At 35.0% G+C, this 6153-nt stretch carries 7 protein-coding genes; 3 read left to right on the forward strand and 4 right to left on the reverse strand.

Annotation, left to right across the window (positions count from 1 at the left end; genetic code table 11):
* The first annotated feature begins 14 nt into the window (after positions 1-14).
* A complete protein-coding gene (locus EXE10_RS12440) occupies positions 15-755 on the forward strand; it encodes a hypothetical protein (RefSeq protein ID WP_087553198.1) in 741 nt (246 codons plus the stop codon).
* A gap of 5 nt (positions 756-760) precedes the next feature.
* Here the strand turns inward: EXE10_RS12440 and EXE10_RS12445 are convergent, their stop codons facing one another.
* Together EXE10_RS12445 and EXE10_RS12450 are read right to left on the reverse strand one after the other, a co-directional pair.
* Positions 761-1501, reverse strand: coding sequence for a hypothetical protein (locus EXE10_RS12445; protein WP_416346105.1), 741 nt, complete (start codon positions 1499-1501; stop codon positions 761-763).
* Positions 1502-1508: 7 nt separating this feature from the next.
* Positions 1509-2297: an enoyl-CoA hydratase-related protein gene (locus EXE10_RS12450; protein WP_130113581.1), complete on the reverse strand. Its 789-nt coding sequence runs from the start codon at positions 2295-2297 to the stop codon at positions 1509-1511.
* A 426-nt stretch (positions 2298-2723) separates the two neighbouring features.
* On the opposite strand from EXE10_RS12450, the gene EXE10_RS12455 reads away from it, so the two are divergent.
* Positions 2724-3161 carry a universal stress protein gene (locus tag EXE10_RS12455; protein WP_068973486.1) on the forward strand — a complete coding sequence of 146 codons (438 nt, stop codon included), beginning with the start codon at positions 2724-2726 and terminating at the stop codon, positions 3159-3161.
* A gap of 81 nt (positions 3162-3242) precedes the next feature.
* Here the strand turns inward: EXE10_RS12455 and EXE10_RS12460 are convergent, their stop codons facing one another.
* A complete protein-coding gene (locus EXE10_RS12460) occupies positions 3243-3557 on the reverse strand; it encodes an MGMT family protein (RefSeq protein WP_087553194.1) in 315 nt (104 codons plus the stop codon).
* Between the two features lie 137 nt (positions 3558-3694).
* Here EXE10_RS12460 and EXE10_RS12465 point away from each other — a divergent pair, with 137 nt between their 5' ends.
* Complete coding sequence (locus EXE10_RS12465; protein ID WP_130113582.1) at positions 3695-4669, forward strand: alpha/beta fold hydrolase; 975 nt, start codon at positions 3695-3697, stop codon at positions 4667-4669.
* Between the two features lie 521 nt (positions 4670-5190).
* On the opposite strand, the gene EXE10_RS12470 is transcribed toward EXE10_RS12465, so the two are convergent.
* On the reverse strand, positions 5191-6153 hold a 963-nt coding region (locus tag EXE10_RS12470; RefSeq protein ID WP_130113583.1), incomplete at its 5' end, for an Ig-like domain-containing protein.

Here is a 6153-nt window from a genome sequence, read left to right on the forward strand (position 1 = left end):
AATTTGAAATATTTATGAGCTATAAATTAGCCATGAATAAAACAAAAATAAAAAATGAAATAAAATCTGAGCATAAGATTTTTAAAGGTAAAATTATAAAAATAATCAACAATGAAGTCCAATCATGGTCTGATTATTACCCTCAACCTACCGAATTTGAATTTATTGCCGAAAATGCATTAGGTGAACAAATCACTGTCACTGGATGTTTTAGAGAGATTTATATCTATCCAAATCAAGAAATATTGTTATTAATGGCTCCTAGTGTTCGTGAACCTGAAAAATTTAGCCTTACTGTTTTAATTGACTTGAAACTAGAGCTACTTTGGAGAGAACTTTTTTTAGATTGCGGTTCCAATACCATTAAAGAAAGTTTTTTTAGTCACTTTGCATTCATGTCGAAAATTTTTGCTGGGCTGTCAATTATATATTTTCTCTTTTGTGGGAAAGGATTTTATACCTATCAATCCTATCAGTTTATTACGATGTTTCTCATTTGTTGGGTATCCGTGATAGGCTATTTACATCGGTATTTATACCGCGAAGCAATTTATTTCGATGCTATATTTGAAATGATTGGCTTAGATAATGCTAAAAATATTGAAATTTCAGAATTTAGTTTGGAAAGTTTAGGTCTAAAAATAGATATGCTGCCAAATTCAGTTATGCTAAGTGAAACTTTTAGCCTTAAAACGATTTATCAAATGTCAGAGAAAAAAGGCTATTTTAAAAATAGCTTTAGTCATTTGAACTAACTAGACTATTTAAAAGGCATCACAACCACCTTATTCTTCTCTATTTTCTTTGCTTTCTCGGGTTTAAACGATTCCCAAGTAAAATCCGTATAATTCAAAGTCCATTGATAATACGGTTTTCCAACATCTTTAAATTGAATCGACAAAGTTGAACCACTTTCGTCATGACAGTGTGGTGAAATTTTATAATCACGTTCAGAAAAACAAGCTCGAATCATTTCATAAGAATAAAAACCAACATCATTCAAAGCCACTTTATACTTTCCATTTGGTTCTAACATTAAAAAATCAGCAATTTGCTCTCCTCTTCCTCCACCTGCATAACTTGTACCCCATTTCTTCACCAAAGCAATAGAAAAGTTTTTTCGATTTAAAGGATAAAAAGCAGGAAAAATTTCGGTGCCATAATCCGCCATTTCATCATCAGGGGAATGTTGACTACTATGCCGATAATGTTCAAAACGCCATGAATTTATCAATTTATATTGATTATTTACTTTTGATAATTCAAATAACTGAGGTGTTTCATCCGTTAAATACAATTTATCCTCTGTAGATGCTTTCTTTTTCCAAACATCTACATGATTTCCGCACTTTAAACTTAAAGTACTACAAATGTACTTCACATGGTCTGTTTCAGCTTTTACTTTTACCCAAGGTGTTACTTTTATTTCCTCAGCTACAACCAATGTTGAAAAGCAGGAAATACCAAAAAGTAGTGTTAATTTATATACATTCAAAGTCATGAAATCATCACCGCCCTTTAAAGTTTGGCTTATCTTTCATTAAAAATGCACGAGCAGCTTCAATAAAATCTTCACTCCGCCCTGCTTTTAACTGTAAATCACGCTCTAACTTTAACTGAGCTTCCAAATCATTTTGCACAGACACATTCAATGCTTGTTTGATCATGGCATAACTCAAGGTCGCTTGAGTTGCCATATATTCTGCAAGTTTTTCCACTTCCTGTTGTAATTGATCATCATCAACTACTTTATAAATCATGCCTAAACGTTCAGCTTCTTCGGCTGAAACTTTTTCTGCAGTAAGCATCAATGCCTTTGCTTTAGCAAAACCAATCATTCTCGGTAAAAACCATGTCGCGCCACCATCTGGAATTAAACCCATTTTGCTAAAAATTTGCGTAAAACTTGCAGACTTTGCAGCAATGCTAATATCACATAATAATGAAATACTTGCGCCCGCACCTGCTGCGGTACCATTCACCGCACAAATAATGATTTTCGGAATATTCAAGATCAGATCAATCATTGGTTTAAAATACTTTTCGATCACCAACCCCAAATCAATATTATCAACGTCTTGAAATAGGCTTGGACTCAGTTCCATCCCTGTACAAAAGGCTTTTCCAGTTGCCCCCAGAACAATAACTTTCACTTCAGGATTTTGTTCAAATGCTTTAAGTGCAGAAATAATTTCTTCACTCATTGATAGCGTTAAACTATTAAGCTGTTGAGGGCGATTCAACATCAAATAACCCACATGATTTTTTTCTTCTACAATGATAGTTTGATAATCCATTATCCATTTCCTCTTCAATTATAGTTTTGAAATTTAGTTTTAAAATTTAGCTACATTTTCATTCATGTCTTCTCTGGATTCAATTTATTGTAATTGAAGAATCTCTACATAAGCTGGCAGATTCTATCAATCCATAAAAATTATTCAGCAAACATTGATCTATTTTATCTGATGAACAAATCACGCTAAATCATGAGGATTATAAATTTATAGTGCTCGTAAACTGCTCATTAATCTTAAAAAAATAAGCATTCATACAAGATTAGGCATTTTAATGAATGTCTAATCTTGTGCGGACAGCAATAAATTATGTCTATAAATTTACTAGGTTTTATTCATTTCATATTCACGTTATGATCGAGTGAGAAACTAGCAATTGTTATAACAACTTGAACTTAAATCTAAGTGCAAATAAGGAAAATACGCATGACTTATCAAAATATCCTCGTTCCAGTCGATGGCTCTGAAACTTCTTTATCTGTCGTTAAACACGCGGCTGATATTGCCAAAGCATTCAATAGTAAAATCACCGTTGTCCAAGTTATGACTTTAGACCCTTATATTGCAGCGGAATATCTAAGCAATGGACAAACAAATCAACTTATTGAACGTGCGCGTGAGTTTATTCAGGACAATATCAATGCTGCCAAAGAACAATTTGTTGCAGAAGGTCTACAAGTTGAAACCCGTCTCTTAGAAGGTGAAAGCATTACCCATACATTGGCGCAAGCGGTCAATGATTTGAAAATAGATCTTGTCGTACTCAGCTCACATGGTCGTACGGGTCTGAAAAAACTCATCATGGGCAGTGTCGCACAAGGTTTATTAACTGAGCTACAAATTCCAGTTTTAGTGGTTAAATAAGCATTTAAACTGATTTTTCTGCTTAAATTTCTGCTTTTCCTAAAACCTGTTGTTCTTAATGCGACAGGTTTTTTGTTTTGCTTATGGTTTCCATTGAAATTGTTTCAAATTCACCTTTCCATTGATCACAACAACGCCTTCTTCCAATAATTTTGCTGTCTGCACACACATTCCCTTTTCGTCTAATTTATTCAAGCTGATTCGACCTTGTGAATTAATGACGCGATACCAAGGAATATCATGGTCAGATGGAAGTTGACCCAAAACTTTTCCCACCAGTCGTGCATGTTTAGGCAAACCTGCCAAGCTAGCTATTTGTCCATAGCTCGCCACTTTGCTTTTCGGTATTTGAACGATGACATTGAGAATCATCTGTGCTAATTCTGGATTTGACATAGAACTTGGATAAACCTGCTGGAATTATGCTAAATTGACATTTTAAATTGGCTTTTTGCGTTTTAGGCAAATGCATTTTTATTATGCATATTCTAATGTAAAAATGTTTCTAAACTAAAACAACAAGAGTATTCATCATGAAAGGAATCTTGAACAAAATAGTTTTATCTACTGCACTGGTCATGGGGTCTGTGACAGCAATCGGTATTTCTAGTACAACCTATGCTGCACCTGCCATCGATATCCAAAGCGTGCTACAACAAGAGTGGGCTTGGGCAGGCATGGAAACCAAACGTGTCAAAGTCGGTGACATTGATTGGGCATATAGTGAAGGTGGCTCTGCTGGTAAGCCTACGATTCTATTGGTTCATGGTCTTGCTGGTAGTCGTGACAACTGGAATCGTGTCGCACGCTATTTAACACCGTATTATCATGTGATTATTCCAGATCTACTAGGTCAAGGTGACAGTAAAGTCCCCGCAGATTTTGACTATTCTTTACCGAATTTGACTGAAAAATTACGACGTTTTGCCGAAGCTGTAAAAATTGAAAAAGATTTAAATATCGCAGGTCACTCAATGGGTGGTTCAATTGCTTTACTATATGCTGCGCAATACCCTGTTGATGCGAAATCACTCTTTTTAGTCGACAGCGCAGGTGTATTTAAATCTGCCAATACCCCTTATCTCAAAGATCCAACGACTTTGCGCAATATGATCGTGAGTAAGCCTGGGGATTTTGATCGCTTAATGAAAATCGCCATGAATCAACAACCTTTCATTCCGAAAGAGCTCAAAGATGCACAAGAAAAACTCATGATCAGCCAAGCTGGAAATACCACAAAATTGGTTGAACAACTCATCGTAATGTCGAAATTATTTACCCCTGATTCATTTGCCATTGCAGCGCGTTCAATTGATCAACCTGTTCTCATTGCATGGGGAGAAAAAGATCAAATTATCAATGTAGAAGCGGCAGCAGAGTTGAAAGATTTATTGAAGAATGCCCAAGACCCTATTATTTTAAAAGGTGTTGGACATATGCCGATTTTAGAGCAAGAGCAGCTTTTGATTAAACCGTATTTGGATTTTCTAGCAAAATACAATCGTTAATCATTTAAGAACTGACTGTACTTTCATGATCACCAACAGAGCCTATACGTAGGTTCTGCTGTTAAATTTTTCATTGAAAACACATAGCTTTATTTACATAAGATCTTTTAATCAACAGAAATATAAGCATAATCAATAAAGCAACTCTGCATAGACAATCTTTCTTCAATAATTTAGCAATATTTTGAGTGCTGAATAAGACTTAACTATGTTCAAAATTATACTTCTCCAATATTAAATCAACATCAGCACCCATTGTAATTATTTAAGGCATGAAGCAATCATGATTTTCGATTGTTAAGTTGATTATTTTTAAATCAATGATTTCTAAATTAATAATTTTCAATTTTGATTTATTTGGATAGATTAATCCTCTTATACACTATGAATGATCAATCATTTCAATTTAGGTTCACCCTACAGCTTATTAAAATTGTATATAAATAAGCCATAGAATGTATCAATTACTGCTAAAAATAAAAAAGGATGCCGAAGCATCCTTTTCTTTAAAACCGTTTAAATTAAATGATTAATTGGTTGTTTTGGATCAATGTTAATAGGTCTGTTTTCACATCATTCAAAATAAGCACATCTGTAAATGTATGTGTTGTACCAGCTTTACCATCACGGTCAATTTGAACATGAGTATTCGTACCATCATAAGTTACATTGACGTATTCAGTAAGGTTAGATGATGGATCTAATGTTACTTTACCTGTGCTGTCTGTATGTAGAGCATTAGAAATTTTATCATTCAATAATTCATGAATATCAATAACATCTGCATTGGCATCCGTTTCTATTTTACCAATTTTGAAGTTATTTGCTTGGTCAATACCATTACCACCGGTGTCGTGACTTGCATTTAATAACGCGAAGTAGATCGTATCACTGCCACCTGTAGTACCCATATTATAAGTATCGTTACCCGCATTACCTTGGAAGACTTCATCTGCGCTACTTCCATTAAAGGTTGAGGGGGTACTTGCCACACCTGATGAATTTTCCAAACTAGAGGTTCCGCTATCATCAGCGAGTGAGCTATTTGGTGTCGCATCATTGCTCTTCGCAGTTGCACCATCCGTTCCTGTATCTGCAGCAACATTATCTACATATTGTTTAGATACAAATGAAGCTGATGGCGTAGCATCTGGTACTGTCTCAGTTGCAACAATACTTCTATTCCCTGCTTGATCCACTGAAACTGCTGATACACTTTGTCCTGGCATTAACCCTGGAATCGAAATAGACCAATTTCCAGTTGGATCAGCAGAGACATATTGATCTGAACCTTTTACACCATTTACGATTACGTTGACAATTACCACAGAGTTTCCTTCTGCTGTACCTGTAATCGGACTCGTCGAATCTACAATAGGTTCAATTGCAACATCTGGAATCGTTGTATCGACAGTAACTGTTTCGTAAAAATATCCCTCACTCGATTGACCAGCAATATTTACCACTCTGACTAGGAGTTGTTC

This window comes from Acinetobacter sp. WCHAc060033 (genome assembly GCF_004209125.1).
Classification (GTDB): domain Bacteria; phylum Pseudomonadota; class Gammaproteobacteria; order Pseudomonadales; family Moraxellaceae; genus Acinetobacter; species Acinetobacter wuhouensis.